Source organism: Dactylosporangium maewongense, from assembly GCF_039531485.1.
Classification (GTDB): Bacteria; Actinomycetota; Actinomycetes; order Mycobacteriales; family Micromonosporaceae; genus Dactylosporangium; species Dactylosporangium maewongense.
Window position 1 is genome coordinate 47,255 of the sequence record NZ_BAAAQD010000032.1, and the last position, 14,909, is coordinate 62,163.

Consider the following 14,909-nt stretch of genomic DNA (forward strand, 5'->3'; position numbering starts at 1 on the left):
CCGGGTCCGCAAGGACGGCAACCTGGCACCCGCCGGGACGGCAACGCGACGGTGGTCGCGGGCCGGGAGGGCGAGCGGGCGGCCGCCACGGGCTACAGCGACGGCAGGCGGACGAGGAACGTGGTGCCGGGCTTGTCGCCGTGGTCGGTGACGGTGATCGTGCCGCCGTGGCGTTCGATGACGGTGCGGCTGATGGCCAGGCCGAGGCCTGTGCCGGGCAGGCCGAGGCTGCGGATGTTGGAGCCGCGGAAGAAGCGCTCGAAGAGCCGGGACCGCTCCTCCTCGGGGATGCCGACGCCGGTGTCGGTGACCCGCAGGTCGACGCCGGCCCGGTCGCGGGTCAGCTCGATCTCGACCCGGCCGCCCGCGGGTGTGAACTTCACCGCGTTGGTGACGAGGTGGTCGACGACCTTGCGCAGCCGCGGCGGGTCGCCGGCGACGGGCGCCGGGCCGTCGGGGAGCGTGACCCGCATGTCGATGTCCTTCTCCTGCGCCGCGCGGGTGCCCGCGAGCGCGGAGTCGCCGACCACGGCCGCGAAGTCCAGGGGACGCTCGACGAGGGAGACGTAGCCGCTCTCCAGGCCGGCCAGGTCCAGCAGGTCGTCGATGATCGCCCGGAGGTTCTCAGCGTTGCGGGCGATGACCGACAGGAACTGCGAGCGGGTCGTCTCGTCGTCGTTGTCGTGCAGGAGCAGCTCGGTGTACGAGGAGATCGACGTGAGCGGGGTGCGCAGCTCGTGGCCGACGAGGGAGATGAACTCGTCCTTCGTGCGGGCCAGCTGGCGGGCCAGGTCCTCGGCGCGGCGGCGCTCCAGGAACTGCCCGACGTGCGCGGCGATCCCGGACAGCAGCGCGATGAGGGACTGCTCGGGCTCCTCGGCGGCGTCGCCGAAGAAGCTGAGCGTGCCGGTGACCCCGGTGCCGTCGCGGATCGGCACGGCCAGGCCGACCCGCAGGCCGTGCCGGGCCAGCGACGGCACGTTGAGGCGGCTGCCGACGACGGAGATGTCGGGGACCCAGGCGGGCTGGCCGGTCTCCCAGGCGACCCCGGAGACGCCGACGCCGGGGGCGAGGGGGCCGGGTTCGGGGATGACGTAGCCGGGCTCGGTCCACATGGCGGCGTTGCGCAGGACGTTGCCGACCTTGTCGACCAGCCACAGCTCGCTGTGCGGCCACTGCAGGGTGCGCGCGACGGTGCCGAGCAGCTCCGGGCCGGCGTCCTCGATCGTGGGCGCCTGCTCCAGGATGCGGGAGACGGCGAGCTCGCACTCGATGAGCCGCTGCGCCCGGCGCCGGTCGGTGACCTCGTGCAGGGCGGCGACGGCGCCGAGCCGGTTGCCGTCGGTGTCGCGGATCGGCTGGGCGTTGGCGGTGAAGCTGCGCCGGGGGCGTCCGGGCATGTGGACGACGACCTCGGCCTCGCGGACGTGCTCGCCGTGGAACGCGCGGACCAGGGGCAGGTCCTCGGAGACGCCGGGCACGCCGTGCGACCGGTACTGCTCGACCCAGGTGGCGGCGGTGGACTGGTCGGCCTCGCCGCCGGTGATCTCCCGCATGGCGCGGTTGAACAGGATCAGCCGGCCGCGCTCGTCGCAGGCGACCACGCCGGCGTCGAGGTTGTCGAGCAGGGCGCTGAGGAAGTGCCGCTCGCGGGCGAGCTGCCGCTCGGCGGTGACGCGTTCGCTGATGTCGTACACGAACGCGTGCGCGTGCCGCCCGGCCGGCCCCTCCACGACGTTCAGGGTCAGCTCGACCGGGAACTCGTCGCCGGCCCGGTTGGTGGCGTACAGCTGCAGCCGCTGCCCGATCAGCTTCGGTGCGCCGCCCCGCGCCAGCCTGGTCAGCCCGGCGCGGTGCGCCGCCCGGAACCGCTCGGGGATGATCAGCTCGTCCACCTGCTTGCCGATCGCCTCCGCGGCGGACCAGCCGAAGGTGCGCTCGGCCGCCTTGTTCCAGCGGGTGATCTCGCCGGTGAGCTCGATGGCGATGAACGCCTCCAGCGCGGTCTCCAGCACCGCGTCGGTCTCGGCCGCGGCGATGGAGATGTCCTGCCGGCTGGTCTCGGCGCCGAGCATGACCTCCAGCATCGCGGCGCACTCCGACACGGCGGCGATGTCGTCGTCGGTCCAGTGCCGGGGGACGGAGTCGGTGACGCAGATCGCCCCGAGCGTGTTGCCGTGCAGGTCGTGGATGGGGTGGCCGAGGTACGCCGTGACGCCCCGGTCGAGCACCGCGCCGAGGTCGCGCAGCACCGGGTGGTCCCGGGCGTCGCTGACGACGAGCGGCGCGTTCCCGGTCACCACGTACTGGCAGAACGAGCTGGTCGCCGGCTCGGCGTGGACGCGGTCGAGGTCCGGCGGGAGGCCGTGCCGGCCGATGATGTGCATCCGCTCGTCGTCGACGAGGGTCAGCAGACCGACGGGGGCGACGACCGAGCGTGCGGCGAGCCGGACCAGGCCGTCGACCGGCGCGGACGACGACGCCAGCAGTGTCTGGGCGCGCCGGAGCGCGGCAAGCCGTTCGGGCTGCGTGAGCACGCCGAAGTCGAGCTGCGGCATGTCCACCCCCAACCCGCGAGCAGCTAGGTCGATGGTACCCGCGCAAAGGGGCTAAATCAGACTAAAGCCGGAGCTGCGTGGCCCGGGCCAGGGTCGACGACGGGTCCTCGCCGGCGGTCAGGTCGATGTCGTCGGTGAGCCGCCCGTCGGCGAGCCGCAGCAGCCGGTCGCACCGCGCCGCGATCTGCTGCTCGTGCGTGGCGAGCAGCACCGTCATGCCGCGCTCCTCCCGCAGGTCGAGCAGCAGGTCCAGGATCTGCGTGCCGTTGGCGGAGTCGAGGTTGCCGGTCGGCTCGTCGGCGAGCAGCAGCTTCGGCGACCCGATCAGGGCACGGGCGATCGCCACCCGCTGCTGCTGGCCGCCGGACAGCTGCGCCGGCAGGGCCCGCTCCCGGCCGGCGAGGCCGACCGCGTCGAGCAGCTCGCGGGCGCGCTGCTGCTTGTCGAACCCGACGCGGAACGGCAGCACCGGCGCGATGACGTTGTCGAGCGCGGTGAGCGCGGGCAGCAGGTGGTACCGCTGGAACACGAACCCGACCGTGCGCCGGTATTCGCTGAGCTTGCGCCGCCGCAGCGCGGTCACCTCGACGCCGTCGACGACGATCGTGCCGGCGTCGGCGCTCTCGATCGCGCCGACCAGGTGCAGCAGCGTCGACTTGCCCGACCCGCTCGGCCCGGCGACCGCGGTGAAGCTGCCGGGCTCCACGCTCAGGGTCAGCTCGTCGGCGGCGACGATGTCCTGCTCCCCGGTGTGGAAGCGCTTGGTCAACCCGGCGACGGACAGCGCGGCGCCCGTGGAGAGGGTGGCGCCGGTGGACGGTGCGGTCATCGCCCTACTCTGTCGCAATGCATTGCGACAATGCAAGGGGCGAGTAGGCTCTGGACATGCCGATCCATCACGCGGTGCTGTCGCTGCTGTCGCACGGGCCCAGCTACGGGTACGAGCTGAAGAGCGCCTTCGAGACCGCGGTCGGCCCGCAGTGGGGCCCGCTGAACATCGGGCACCTGTACCAGATCCTGGACCGGCTCTCCCGCGACGGCATGGTCAGCTCCGAGCGGCACGCCCAGGCGGTCAAGCCCGACCGGGTCGTCTACGAGATCACCGACGCCGGCCGCGGCGAGCTGCGGCGCTGGCTGGACGAGGCGAGCCCGCGCAGCGGCGGCTTCCGCGACGACTTCTTCCTCAAGGTGACCGCCGCGGCCCGCTCCGGCGACGGGGAGGTGGTGCGCACCGTGCTGGGCCAGCAGCGCACGTACCTGCTGCGCGAGCTGCGCAACCTCGACGGCCTGCGGCGCAAGGCGGCCGACCCGGTCGTCGGGCTGCTGCTGTCGGCGGCGACCCGGCACGTCGAGGCCGACCTCGCGTTCGTCGACGACGCGGAGCGGGCGCTGCTGAGCGATCCGGCCACGGTCGCCACGCTGAAGGGCGTCCGGCCGACGGGCCCGGACCAGCTGCAACAACCCGCCTAACGGGGGTGCAGGGCGCCCCGCCGCAGGCCGGGGATCTCGAACGGCTCGCCCAGCAGCTCCGCCGCGCCCAGCCGCGCCAGCGCCGGCGCGGTCTGGATGCCGGAGCCGCCCTGCCCCGCGAACCAGTAGAACCCGTCCTGCACCGGGTCGGGCCCGACGACCGGGTTGCGGTCCGGCGCGAACGTCCGCAGCCCCGCCCAGCTCGTCCGCACCCGCCGCAGGTCCAGGGTGGTGACCGCGGCGACCCGCTCGACCCCGAGGGCGACATCCTCCGGCGCGGCGACCGCGTCGACCGGCGGCGACGGCGTCTCGTCGCACGGCGACACCAGCAGCCCGCCGCCCTCGGGGCGGAAGTAGAACTCGTCGCCCACGTCGTGCACCAGCGGCCAGCCGGGCGCGACCCCTTCGATGGAGACGATCGCCACGGTACGGCGCAGCGGCTTCAACCCCGCGGCCGCGACCCCGAGCCGCCCGGCGACGGCGTCCGCCCAGGCACCGGCCGCGTTGACGACCCGCTCGGCCTCCAGCTCGCCGCGGTCGGTGGTGAGCCGCCAGCCGCGCCCGGTCCACTCGCCGGCCTCCAGGCCGATCGCGGTGCGCAGCACCACTCCCGCGGCGGCGGCGCGCTTGCGGTACAGCTGATGCAGCGCGTCGACGTCGATGTCCTGCGCGGTGCGCTCGACCGCGGCCCTGGCGACCGCCGACGGGCGCAGCGCCGGGCACAGCGTCTGCGCCCCGGCGACGTCCGTGCCGCGCAGCGCCGGGTTGGCGGTCAGCAGCGCGTTCATCGCCGGGAGCTGCTCCTCGCCGGCGATCCAGACCAGCGGCCTGGCCCGCAGCAGCGGCGTGCCGGACTCGGCGCCGAGCGCGTCGAGGATCGTCCGCGACGCGCGGGTCAGCGCCCGCACCTCCGGCGTGCCGTAGCTCTCGAGGAAGGCGGCCACGGACCGCCCGGTCGTGTGGTAACCGAACTGGTTCTCCCGTTCGAGCACCATGATCCGCAACGGCTCGCGGTGGCCACCCGCCGCCTCCACCCGTGCGACCATCCGGCTGTCCAGCTCGGCGAGCTCCGCGGCGAGGGACAGGCCGGCCATGCCCCCACCGATCATCGCCACGTCTGCGCGTTCGATCCTGCAATTGTCGCAGGCGATGTTGTGATGTTGCAGAATGTTCCGATTCGAGTCGGGTAGGCATGGAGGCGTGAGATTCGCCGAACTCGCCGCCCGCTGGCAGGACCGACCCGTGCTCGTCGTCGGCGACGCCGTGCTCGACTGCTGGCTGACCGGGACCCCGACCCGCATGAGCCGGGAGGCTCCCGTCCCCGTCATCACGCTGGAGACGACCCGCGAGGTCGCCGGCGGTGCCGCGGCCGTCGCGGGCGCGTTCACCGGCCTGGGCGCCAGGACCACCGTCGTCGGCGTGACCGGCGACGACGACGCGGGCGCCACGCTGCGCTCCAGGGTGTGGGACGGCGGCGCCACCGACCGCCTGGTCGTCGCGGTCGGCCGGCGTACGCTCACCAAGCGCCGCGTCGTCGCCGCAGGTCAGGTGGTGGCACGGTTCGACGACGGCGACACGAGCCCCCTCACCGGCGGGGCCGCCGAGACGCTTCTGCACCGCCTCGGCGAGTCCCTCGCCGAGCGCCCCGCGGCGGTCGTCGTCTGCGACCTCGGCGCCGGCACCCTCGGCCCCGCCGTCCGCGCGCTCCTGGCCAGCCGGCGCCTCGACGTGCCGCTCCTCGCCGTCGACGCGCTGGACCTCGCGCCGTGGGCCCACCTCGGCCCTGACCTCGTCACACCCACCCTCGACACCGTCGGTGGGGTCGTCGACGGGACGACCACCGCCGCCGTCATCGCATCCCGCGGCATGCTCCTGCGCTCGACCGCCGCCGCCGTCGTGGCCGTCACCCTCGACGCCGACGGTGCGGTCGTGCACAGCCACGACGCCGACACGGTCCACACCTCGGCGGCCCCGACACCACGCAACCGGTCCGCGTACGTCGCCGGCTTCGTCCTCGCCCAGCTCGCCGGCGCCGCCCTGCCGGAGGCCGCCGCCACCGCCCAGCGCTGCGCCGCCATCCGCGACCGCGACCTCCCCTTCGCCGCCGCCCAGCTCGGCTCCCTGGACCCCACCCCAGCCTGACCCACCACCGAGCCGCTCGACTTCCCCGCTCCGTGTACGCCCTCCTCGCCCGCCCGCGCAGACGTTGGTCAATGTCGCAATTCGTGGGTTCTGTTCCGCGGGGTGCGGTGGTTCAGCCGAGGGTGACCTCGGTGGTGGGGAGGAGGGTCTTGGGGTCGCAGCGGACGACGACCCGGACCTCCTGGCCGTTCGTCTTGAAGGTCACCCGGTATTCGGCGGCCGGGCCCTGCTGGGCGTCCTCGACGTGGAAGCCGGTCGCCGGGCGTAGGTAGTCGGCCCAGGTCAGGCCGGCGTTGCAGTGGGCGGCGACGGTGCCGCCGGGGGTGCGCAGGATCTGCGTGGAGCCGGGCGACGGAGAAGGGGACGGGGAAGGGGTGGCGGAAGGGCGGCCGCCGCTGGTGGCGGCCACCATGGACGAGCGGACGGCCTCCACTTTGTCGATGCCGACGACGCTGAGCGCCGTCGTGCACACGGCCCAGGCACTGATCGCGAAAACCCACCGTCCACGCCGCATGCGGGGCGCCCTGCCCGGGGGCGGGGAATGCACACCGGCGGGGGAGGGAGATCCGGAGCGAGCCGGGTTTGGGACGGCGACGACCTTGTTGGTGACTTCCTCGCCTGTCTGTCCGTATCATGCCCGAGACGCGCCACCCCCCTTGTCGACGCGACCCACGAGGACCACATGAAGACCCGCACGTGGAGAATCCGCACGTGGTCGATCCGCGCCAAGATCGTCACCCTGCTGCTCCCGCCGCTGCTGTCGCTCGTCGTGCTGTGGGTCTTCGCGACCAGCCTGACGTCCAGCGCGGTGGTCGAGCTGTTCGATGCGCAGACCTACTACAAGCTGGCCGCCGAGCCGGCCGAGACGATGACCGTCGAGCTGCAGCGGGAGCGGAAGCTCTCGCAGGTGTACCTGGGGTCCGGCCGGGCCGAGGGGAAGCCGGAGGCGGCGCTGCTGGCCGAGCAGCGGCGCAAGACCGACACCGCCATCAGCCATTTCCGGTCCCTCGCCGGCAAGGGGGAGACCAAGGACGCCATGCCGGAGGCCGCCAGAGGGCGCCTCACGGAGATCATGGTGGCGCTCGATGGGATCGTGTCGGGGCGCTCGGGGATCTCGTTGGGGCAGATCGACCGGACCGGCGCGATGGAGGTCTACAACGAGCCGATCGACGCGATCTACCGCTGGTACAACGCACTGCCCGGCGTCAGTGACGCGCAGCTGAGCAAGGACGCCCGGACCAACATCGCGATGAGCCGCGCCCGGGAGCTGCTCGCGCGGGAGGACTCGCTGGTCAACGGCGCCGCCGCGGCGGGCAAGTTCATCCGCACCGAGGCCGCCGACCTGATCGCGGCGATCGGCGCGAAGCGCGCCGAATACGCGGAGCAGTCCGCGGAGCTGCCCGAGACGGTGCAGCGGGTCTACCGGGACATCGTCGCGGGCGACGCGCACAAGAAGCTGACCGCTTTCGAGGACAAGATCATCGCTGAGGCCAGGCCGAACGTCGCCATCCCGGTCGACATCGCCGTGTGGCGCGACGCCTACGACAAGCTCGCCGAGCAACTGCGCCAGCTGGACCTGCAGTACGGCGACACGATCCTGGAGCGGGCCGAGCCCGTCGGTGTCGCGATCATCGTCCGGCTGGTGCTCGCCGCGGTGCTGGGTCTGCTCGCGATCGCGATCTCGGTCGTGCTGTCGATCCGGATCGGCCGGTCGCTGATCAACCGGCTCACCGGCCTGCGCCAGGACGCCCAGATCCTCGCCGACCAGCGGCTGCCGGAGCTCGTCGGCCGGCTGCGCCGGGGCGAGGAGTTCAACCTGGCCGAGGCGGCGCCGCCGCTGGAGTACGGCACCGACGAGATCGGCAAGGTGGGCAACGCGTTCAGCGCCGTGCAGCGCACCGCGATCGAGTCCGCGGCGCACGAGGCGCAGCTGCGCCGGGGGCTCAACGAGGTCTTCCTGAACATCGCCCGCCGCAGCCAGACGCTGCTGCACCGCCAGCTCGCGCTGCTGGACCGGATGGAGCGCCGGACCGGCGACCCGGAGGAGCTGGAGGACCTGTTCCGGGTCGACCACCTCGCCACCCGCATGCGCCGCCACGCCGAGGACCTGGTCATCCTGGCCGGCGCGACCCCCGGCCGCGGCTGGCGCAACCCGGTGCCGATGGTCGACGTGGTCCGCGGCGCGGTGTCGGAGGTCGAGGACTACGCGCGGGTCGGCTTCCTCACGCTGCCCGAGGCGTCGCTGGTCGGGCGGGCCGTCGCCGACGTCATTCACCTGCTCGCCGAGGTGATCGAGAACGCGACGTCGTACTCGCCGCCGCACACCCGGGTGCAGATCAGCGGGCAGCTCGTGCCGAACGGGTTCGCGGTCGAGATCGAGGACCGCGGGCTGGGCATGTCGCCGGAGGCCATCGAGGAGGCCAACCAGCGGCTGCTGCACCCGCCGGACTTCGACCCGGCCAACAGCGCCCGGCTCGGCCTGTTCGTGGTGGCGCTGCTCGCGGCCCGTCACGGCGTCCGGGTCACGCTGCGGTCGTCGCCGTACGGGGGCGTCACCGCGGTCGTGCTGATCCCGCCCCACCTGATCACGGGCGCCACCCCGGAGCTGACCGCGTCGACCCCGTCGGAGGCGGCGTCGGAGCTGGCGGGCGAGCTGGCCGGTGACCTGGACGGTGAGCTGGCCGGCGACGTGGCGGCGCAGCCCGAGTTCGAGACGCGCCGGGTCGGGCCGGACGAGCGGCTCACCGCGGAGGTCCTGGAGCTCGTCCCGTCGCAGGTGAGCACGGCCGCCACGCACGTGCCCCTGCCCGTCCGCGGGCGCGACGCCGACGCCGAGATGCCGCCGCCGGTCGTGCCGGCTCAGGCGGTACCGACGCGGCAGACACCACCAGAGCAACCCGTCGATCTCACCGACGACGGACTCCCCAAGCGGCGCCGGCAGGCGAGCCTGGCCCCGCAGCTCCGGGAGCGACCTGACGACGAGCACACGGTCGACGGCGTGCCGGCGTCGCAGTTCGCGGCCGCCGGGACCGGTGGCAGGTCGCCCGAGCAGACCCGCGCGATGATGACGTCGCTACAGGCGGGGTTCACCCGGGGGCGCCGGGAGGCGGCGCTCACCGACGATCAACCCACACTGGAAAGGGACGCATAGGTGGCACAATCGACGAGTCGCACCGGCAAGCTCGACTGGCTCCTCGACGACCTCGTCGATCGGGTCGAGTCGGCGCAGCATGCCGTGGTGCTCTCCGCCGACGGGCTGCTCATGGGCGCGTCCAGCCACCTCGGCCGGGACGACGCCGAGCACCTGTCGGCGGTCGCGTCCGGGTTTCAGAGCCTGGCCCGCAGCGCCGGCCGGCACTTCAACGGCGGCACCGTCCGGCAGACGATCGTGGAGATGGACGACGCGTTCCTGTTCGTCACGGCCGCCGGGCAGGGCGCCTGCCTGGCGGTGCTGAGCACGGCGGACTCCGACATCGGCGTGATCGCCTACGAGATGGCGATGCTGGTGACCCGGGTCGGGCAGTACCTCACCGCACCGTCACGAACGGGCGCTCCGTCCGATGTCGCGGGGTGAGCACGACTGGCTCGACTCCGACGCCGGGCCGGTGGTGCGCCCGTACGCGGTGACCGGCGGGCGGGCCAAGCCCGCCGTCGGCGGCTTCGACCTGGTCGCGTTCGTCGTCAACGCCGACGGCGGGACGGGCCCGCGGCACCTGCAGCCCGAGCATTATGCGATCCTGGCCCGCACCCGCGTGCCGATCACGGTCGCGGAGCTCGCCTCACACCTCGATCTCGCGCTCGGCGTGGTGCGCGTGCTGCTGGGCGACCTGCTCCAGCAGGGCCTCATCGAAATGCACGAACCTGTGTACGACCAATCCGTCGGGCCGCAGCGGCCCGACGATCGCATTCTCAAGGCGGTTGTCAATGGTCTCCGATCGCTCTGACGGGCACATCCCGCTGGCGGTGAAGATCCTCATCGCCGGGGGGTTCGGCGTCGGCAAGACCACGCTCGTCAGCGCGGTCAGTGAGATCCGTCCCCTCCAGACCGAGGAGGTGCTCACCAACGCGGGCGTCGGCATCGACGACGTCAACGGCGTGGAGGGCAAGACCACCACGACGGTGGCGATGGACTTCGGCCGGATCAGCATCAACGACGACATCGTGCTCTATCTCTTCGGTACCCCGGGACAGGACCGCTTCTGGTTCCTGTGGGACGAGCTGGCGCTCGGCGCGCTCGGCGCGGTCGTGCTCGCCGACACCCGGCGGCTCACCGACTGCTTCCCGTCGGTGGACTACTTCGAGGAGCGCAACACGCCGTTCCTGGTCGCCGTCAACTGCTTCGACGGCGTGCAGAAGCACACCGCGGAGGCGGTCCGCCGGGCGCTGGACCTCGACCCGGACGTGCCCGTGGTGCTCTGCGACGCCCGCGACCGGCGCTCGATCAAGGGTGTGCTCATCGCGCTCGTCGAGCACGTCATGACGATCAAGCAGGCACCGGCACTCGAGCCAGCGCGGCGGCCTGGCTTCTGATCTCCGGCACGGCCGTCGTCTCCCACCAGGCACCCCGGCGGGTCGGGCCGATCGCGAAGATGCGGTCGGACGGCTCGCCGTCGCGGCCGACGAGCCGGCCGTGCCCGTCGACGTCGAGGCCGGTGCCGGTCGGGTCGCGGCGGGCCAGCCCGTCGTCCAGCAGCGCCCGGCCGAGCGTGCTGGTGGCGGCGCCGCCCGGGCCGGTGCAGTTGACGATCGCGCCGACGGGCCAGCTCACGTCCCTGTCCTTGAACCGCAGCGTCACCACGAAGCCGCGCTCGCCGCGCCGGATCGAGTGGATCGCCGCCGCGTGCGTGCGGAGGGCGCCGCTGTCGCGCAGCGCGGCCACCCGCGCCGCGACCGTCGGCGCCATCCGGTGCCGGTGGACCTCCCAGTACGCCGCGACGTGCTGCAGGAACCGTCGCCGCGCGTCCACCGACAGCTGCCGCCACAGCCGGTCGATCTGCGGCCGCAGCGTGTCGACGGCGCAGCGCCAGTCGGCCTCGGTCGCCGCGTAGCGCCGGACCGCCCGCAGCAGCCCGCGCGCGTCGGCGCCGTCGTGGGCGAACGTCCCGGTGGCCTTCGGCTGGGTCTCCAGGTGCGGCTGGGGGAGCAGGCCACGGCGCGACACCGCGTGCAGCGGCGCCCGGCGCCCCCGGTTGCTCAGCGACATCGCCACGTCCAGCGCGGTGAGCCCGGTGCCGATCAGCAGCACCGGCACGTCGCCCGGGACCCGGTCCAGCGCGCCCGGCGTCCACGGGTTTCCCACATAGTAGGGGTGGGTGCGCACGGCCGAGGTGATCGACAGCGGGCCCGCCGGGGCGCCGTGGCCGAGGGCGAGCACGACCCGGTCCGCGGCCACGGTCTGCCCGCCGCGCAGCACCACGCTCAGTCGCTCCCGGCCGGTGTCCAGGCGGATCGCCACGCCGCGGGCGTGCTCGAAGTCGGCGCCGCGCAGCCGGTCGTGCAGGTAGTCGCCGAAGACCGCGCGGGGCGCGAAGTCCGCCGGGCCGATGGGGAGCCCCTGCTCCCGGCACCAGTCGACGAAGTCGTCCGGGGTGTCGGCGAGCGCGCTCATCGCCGCCGCCCGCGAGTTGAGCAGATGTGTGGGGTCGGTCGTGCGGTACGCCGCGCCGCGACCGAGCGTGTCCGCCGGCGCCGGGTCGACCAGCACGACCCGGTCCGCCGGGCCGCTGACATGGATCGCCGTCAGGGCGCCGCTACAGCCTCCGCCCACGACCACTGTGGTTTGCATGCCCGCCCCTAATTTCTATCTAACCGGTAGGTTTTAACTGTACTAGGTGCGGCCGCCCGGGTGTAGAACCCAGATCGTCCGGGCATGTCGGGTTCAGGGCCTGTCGGGCCCCGAGGAGGTGCACCGATGTCGATCTTTCGGACCAAGCCGATCGAGCAGTCGCTGCGGGACACGGACGAACCGGGCAGAGGACTGCGCAAGAACCTGTCGGCGTTCCACCTGACGGTCTTCGGGGTGGGCGTGATCATCGGTACGGGCATCTTCGTGCTGACCGGCCAGCAGGCCGCCCGTAACGCCGGCCCGGCCATCGTGATCTCGTTCGCCCTGGCCGGGGTGGTGTGCGCCCTCGCCGCCCTCTGCTACGCGGAGTTCGCCTCCAGCGTGCCGGTCGCCGGCTCCGCGTACACCTTCTCCTACGCCACCCTCGGGCAGTTCGTCGCCTGGATCATCGGCTGGGACCTGTGCCTGGAGCTCGCCCTCGGCGCCGCCGTCGTGTCCCGCGGCTGGTCGGCCTACCTGCAGGAGCTGTTCGACCTGCCCGCCTGGCTCGCCGGGGACAAGGCCCTGCCCGACTTCGGGGCCGCCTTCATCGTCGCCGCCCTCACGATCGTGGCGGTCATGGGCGCGAAGCTGTCCGGGCGGGTCACCGGGTTCCTCGTCGTCGTCAAGGTCGCCGTCGTCGTGTTCGTCATCGGGCTCGGCGTGTTCTTCATCAAGGCCGCCAACTACACGCCGTTCATCCCCGCCGCCGAGCCGTCGACCAAGGCCAGCGGCGGCGACGCGCCGCTGCTGCAGGTCCTGGCCGGGATCACGCCGCAGCACTTCGGCTGGTTCGGCATCGTCGCGGCCGCGTCCATCGTGTTCTTCGCGTACATCGGCTTCGACGTCGTCGCGACCACCGCCGAGGAGACCCGCAACCCGCAGCGCGACGTCCCGTGGGGCATCATCGGCTCCCTGGTCATCTGCGGCGTGCTGTACATGGCGGTCGCCTTCGTGGTGACCGGCATGGTCCCCTTCGGGCAGCTCGACACCGCCGCGCCGCTGGCGAAGGCGTTCGACCTCGTCGGGCAGGGCTGGGCCGCCGACCTGATCTCCCTCGGCGCCGTGTGCGGCATCACGTCCGTCATCCTCGTGCTGCTGCTCGGGCAGGCCCGGGTGTCGTTCGCGATGGCCCGCGACGGCCTGCTGCCGCCGGTCCTGTCGAAGGTGCATCCCCGCTACGGCACCCCGTGGGTCATGTCGACGATCACCGGCGTCGTGGTCGCCGTGCTCGCCGCGTTCGTGCCCCTGTCGGAGCTGTCGGAGCTGACCAGCATCGGGACGCTGTTCGCGTTCATCGTGGTGTCGCTCGGCGTGATCGTCCTGCGGCGCACGCGGCCCGACCTGCCCCGGGCCTTCCGGGCGCCGGGGGTGCCGTGGCTGCCGGCGCTGAGCGTGCTGGCCAGCCTGTGGCTGATGCTCAACCTGCCGGTGGTGACCTGGGTGCGGTTCCTGATCTGGATGGCCGTCGGTCTGGTGCTGTTCTTCCTGTACGGGATGCGCCGCGCCAACCTCGCGCTCGCCACGGAGGCCCGGGAGGGGCTCACCGCGGGCGGCGGGCGGCCGGACGACCGGTCAGCGCCGGGCGACCGGACGTCGTAGGAAGGCTCGGGCCGAACGGGACGCGGAGCCGGCGCCCCCGGATCGCGGGTCTTCTCATACCGACCCGCACGTGTCCCGGGTGGCGCCGGGTTCGCCGGTGCTGGAAAGGTGACAGGCATGAGTGACTTCGGCCTGCAGTCCGACTTCGGCGTCGACTTCGACCCGGGTGACCTCGGCGTGTCCGACTTCGCCGACCCGCACGCGGTCTTCGGCGAGGAGCACGGGGTGGAGGCCGGTCTCAGTCCCGCGAGCGAGACCACGGCCGACCCCGGCACCGAGGAGTCCGACTCCGACTCCGCCGCGGCCGCCGCCGGGTCGCAGACGCCGCCGTCCACCGAGGGGCTGGAGACCGCGAGCTACGACAGCGACGGCGACGGCGTGGCCGACGTGCTGGTCGCCGACGAGAACCACGACGGCGTCACCGACATCGCCATGTGGGACACCAACGACGACGGCCTCATCGACCAGGTCGCCTACGACCAGGACCACGACGGCAAGATCGACCTGATCTACCACGACGACGACTTCGACGGCGAGGTCGACCGCGTCGAGAGCGCCGACGGCTCCCAGAACGTCCCCGGCTACACGTCCAACTAGCCGGGCAACTAACGCAGCCCCGCGCGGACCTTGCGCATCTGCTTCTCGTACTGGCGGCGGCCCACCGTGTGCCACAGCACCCGGGCTGGCATGGGCAGGTGCGACAGGAAGCGGCTCGTCTCCTCGGGCGTGGCATCCTCCAGCAGCGCGCCGAGCATGAAGAGCAGCTTGTCCTTCGGCGTGTGCGACCGGGCCTCCTCGCCGAGCGCCGCCCACTCCGCCACGGTGATGTGCTCCGACACCAGCGGCAGCACCGAGTGCTCCTCCTCGTCGAGGTGCACGAGCAGGTCCCGGCGGTGCCGGTCCATGGCGTCGGCGAGCGCGTCCCGGGCCGGCGCCGACGCGTCGGCCTCCCACGCGGCGAGCAGGGCCATCGCCTCGCGGAGCCCGGCGGCGACGACCTCGTGCTGCTGCTCCATCCGCAGCACGAGGTCCGCGTCCAGGTCGACGCGGGCGAGCAGCTTCGGCCACAGCATCGCGTCCTCGCCCGTGTGGTGGGCGTGCAGGCCGGCGTCGTACTCGCGGAACATCGACCCCAGGAACCTGGCGCGCTCCACGTCGCCGGGCCGGACATTACGGACGAGCTGGGGCATAAGTCGCGACTCGCGCCGGAACACGCGGTGCACGACGACCATCTCCTGGACCCAGGGACGCTCAACGGTGGTGGTCATATCGGTAACTCCTAGAACGCGGTTTCAGTGGTGCGTTCAAGGTGC

14 protein-coding genes are annotated in these 14,909 nt (G+C 72.9%); 8 read left to right on the forward strand and 6 right to left on the reverse strand.

What is annotated here, in order from left to right:
• Window positions 1-92 precede the first annotated feature (92 nt).
• Together ABD332_RS49795 and ABD332_RS49800 are read right to left on the reverse strand one after the other, a co-directional pair.
• Window positions 93-2,558: a PAS domain S-box protein gene (locus ABD332_RS49795; RefSeq protein WP_344512342.1), complete on the reverse strand. Its 2,466-nt coding sequence runs from the start codon at window positions 2,556-2,558 to the stop codon at window positions 93-95.
• 61 nt (window positions 2,559-2,619) lie between these two features.
• Window positions 2,620-3,387: an ABC transporter ATP-binding protein gene (locus ABD332_RS49800; protein WP_344512344.1), complete on the reverse strand. Its 768-nt coding sequence runs from the start codon at window positions 3,385-3,387 to the stop codon at window positions 2,620-2,622.
• 56 nt (window positions 3,388-3,443) lie between these two features.
• On the opposite strand from ABD332_RS49800, the gene ABD332_RS49805 reads away from it, so the two are divergent.
• Entirely contained in the window at window positions 3,444-4,028 is a 585-nt protein-coding gene (locus ABD332_RS49805) for a helix-turn-helix transcriptional regulator (protein ID WP_344512346.1), read from the forward strand.
• On the opposite strand, the gene ABD332_RS49810 is transcribed toward ABD332_RS49805, so the two are convergent.
• Entirely contained in the window at window positions 4,025-5,329 is a 1,305-nt protein-coding gene (locus tag ABD332_RS49810) for an NAD(P)/FAD-dependent oxidoreductase (protein ID WP_344512348.1), read from the reverse strand. The two genes, ABD332_RS49805 and ABD332_RS49810, sit on opposite strands and share 4 nt — an antisense overlap.
• On the opposite strand from ABD332_RS49810, the gene ABD332_RS49815 reads away from it, so the two are divergent.
• Window positions 5,229-6,170 (forward strand): PfkB family carbohydrate kinase, encoded by a 942-nt coding sequence (locus ABD332_RS49815; RefSeq protein ID WP_344512350.1) that lies wholly within the window; start codon window positions 5,229-5,231, stop codon window positions 6,168-6,170. The genes ABD332_RS49810 and ABD332_RS49815 overlap by 101 nt on opposite strands.
• A gap of 112 nt (window positions 6,171-6,282) precedes the next feature.
• Here the strand turns inward: ABD332_RS49815 and ABD332_RS49820 are convergent, their stop codons facing one another.
• Window positions 6,283-6,684, reverse strand: coding sequence for a hypothetical protein (locus tag ABD332_RS49820; protein WP_344512352.1), 402 nt, complete (start codon window positions 6,682-6,684; stop codon window positions 6,283-6,285).
• Between the two features lie 168 nt (window positions 6,685-6,852).
• Here ABD332_RS49820 and ABD332_RS49825 point away from each other — a divergent pair, with 168 nt between their 5' ends.
• The 4 genes from ABD332_RS49825 to ABD332_RS49840 are packed head-to-tail and all read left to right on the forward strand — an operon-like array spanning window position 6,853 to window position 10,700.
• Window positions 6,853-9,321 carry a sensor histidine kinase gene (locus ABD332_RS49825; protein ID WP_344512354.1) on the forward strand — a complete coding sequence of 823 codons (2,469 nt, stop codon included), beginning with the start codon at window positions 6,853-6,855 and terminating at the stop codon, window positions 9,319-9,321.
• A complete protein-coding gene (locus tag ABD332_RS49830; protein WP_344512356.1) occupies window positions 9,322-9,744 on the forward strand; it encodes a roadblock/LC7 domain-containing protein in 423 nt (140 codons plus the stop codon).
• The gene (locus ABD332_RS49835) at window positions 9,731-10,114 is read left to right on the forward strand and encodes a DUF742 domain-containing protein (RefSeq protein WP_344512358.1); all 384 of its coding nucleotides are present in this window, start codon (window positions 9,731-9,733) and stop codon (window positions 10,112-10,114) included. The genes ABD332_RS49830 and ABD332_RS49835 overlap by 14 nt, the downstream gene beginning before the upstream one ends.
• Window positions 10,095-10,700 (forward strand): GTP-binding protein, encoded by a 606-nt coding sequence (locus ABD332_RS49840; RefSeq protein WP_344512360.1) that lies wholly within the window; start codon window positions 10,095-10,097, stop codon window positions 10,698-10,700. Before ABD332_RS49835 ends, ABD332_RS49840 begins: the two co-directional genes overlap by 20 nt.
• Here the strand turns inward: ABD332_RS49840 and ABD332_RS49845 are convergent.
• Window positions 10,654-11,955, reverse strand: coding sequence for an FAD/NAD(P)-binding protein (locus ABD332_RS49845; protein ID WP_344512362.1), 1,302 nt, complete (start codon window positions 11,953-11,955; stop codon window positions 10,654-10,656). The genes ABD332_RS49840 and ABD332_RS49845 overlap by 47 nt on opposite strands.
• Window positions 11,956-12,081: 126 nt before the next feature.
• Here ABD332_RS49845 and ABD332_RS49850 point away from each other — a divergent pair, with 126 nt between their 5' ends.
• Entirely contained in the window at window positions 12,082-13,596 is a 1,515-nt protein-coding gene (locus ABD332_RS49850) for an amino acid permease (RefSeq protein ID WP_344512363.1), read from the forward strand.
• A gap of 117 nt (window positions 13,597-13,713) precedes the next feature.
• Window positions 13,714-14,193, forward strand: coding sequence for a hypothetical protein (locus tag ABD332_RS49855; protein WP_344512364.1), 480 nt, complete (start codon window positions 13,714-13,716; stop codon window positions 14,191-14,193).
• Window positions 14,194-14,201: 8 nt separating this feature from the next.
• Here ABD332_RS49855 and ABD332_RS49860 read toward each other — a convergent pair whose 3' ends face one another.
• The gene (locus ABD332_RS49860; protein ID WP_344512365.1) at window positions 14,202-14,864 is read right to left on the reverse strand and encodes a hemerythrin domain-containing protein; all 663 of its coding nucleotides are present in this window, start codon (window positions 14,862-14,864) and stop codon (window positions 14,202-14,204) included.
• Window positions 14,865-14,909: the final 45 nt, after the last annotated feature.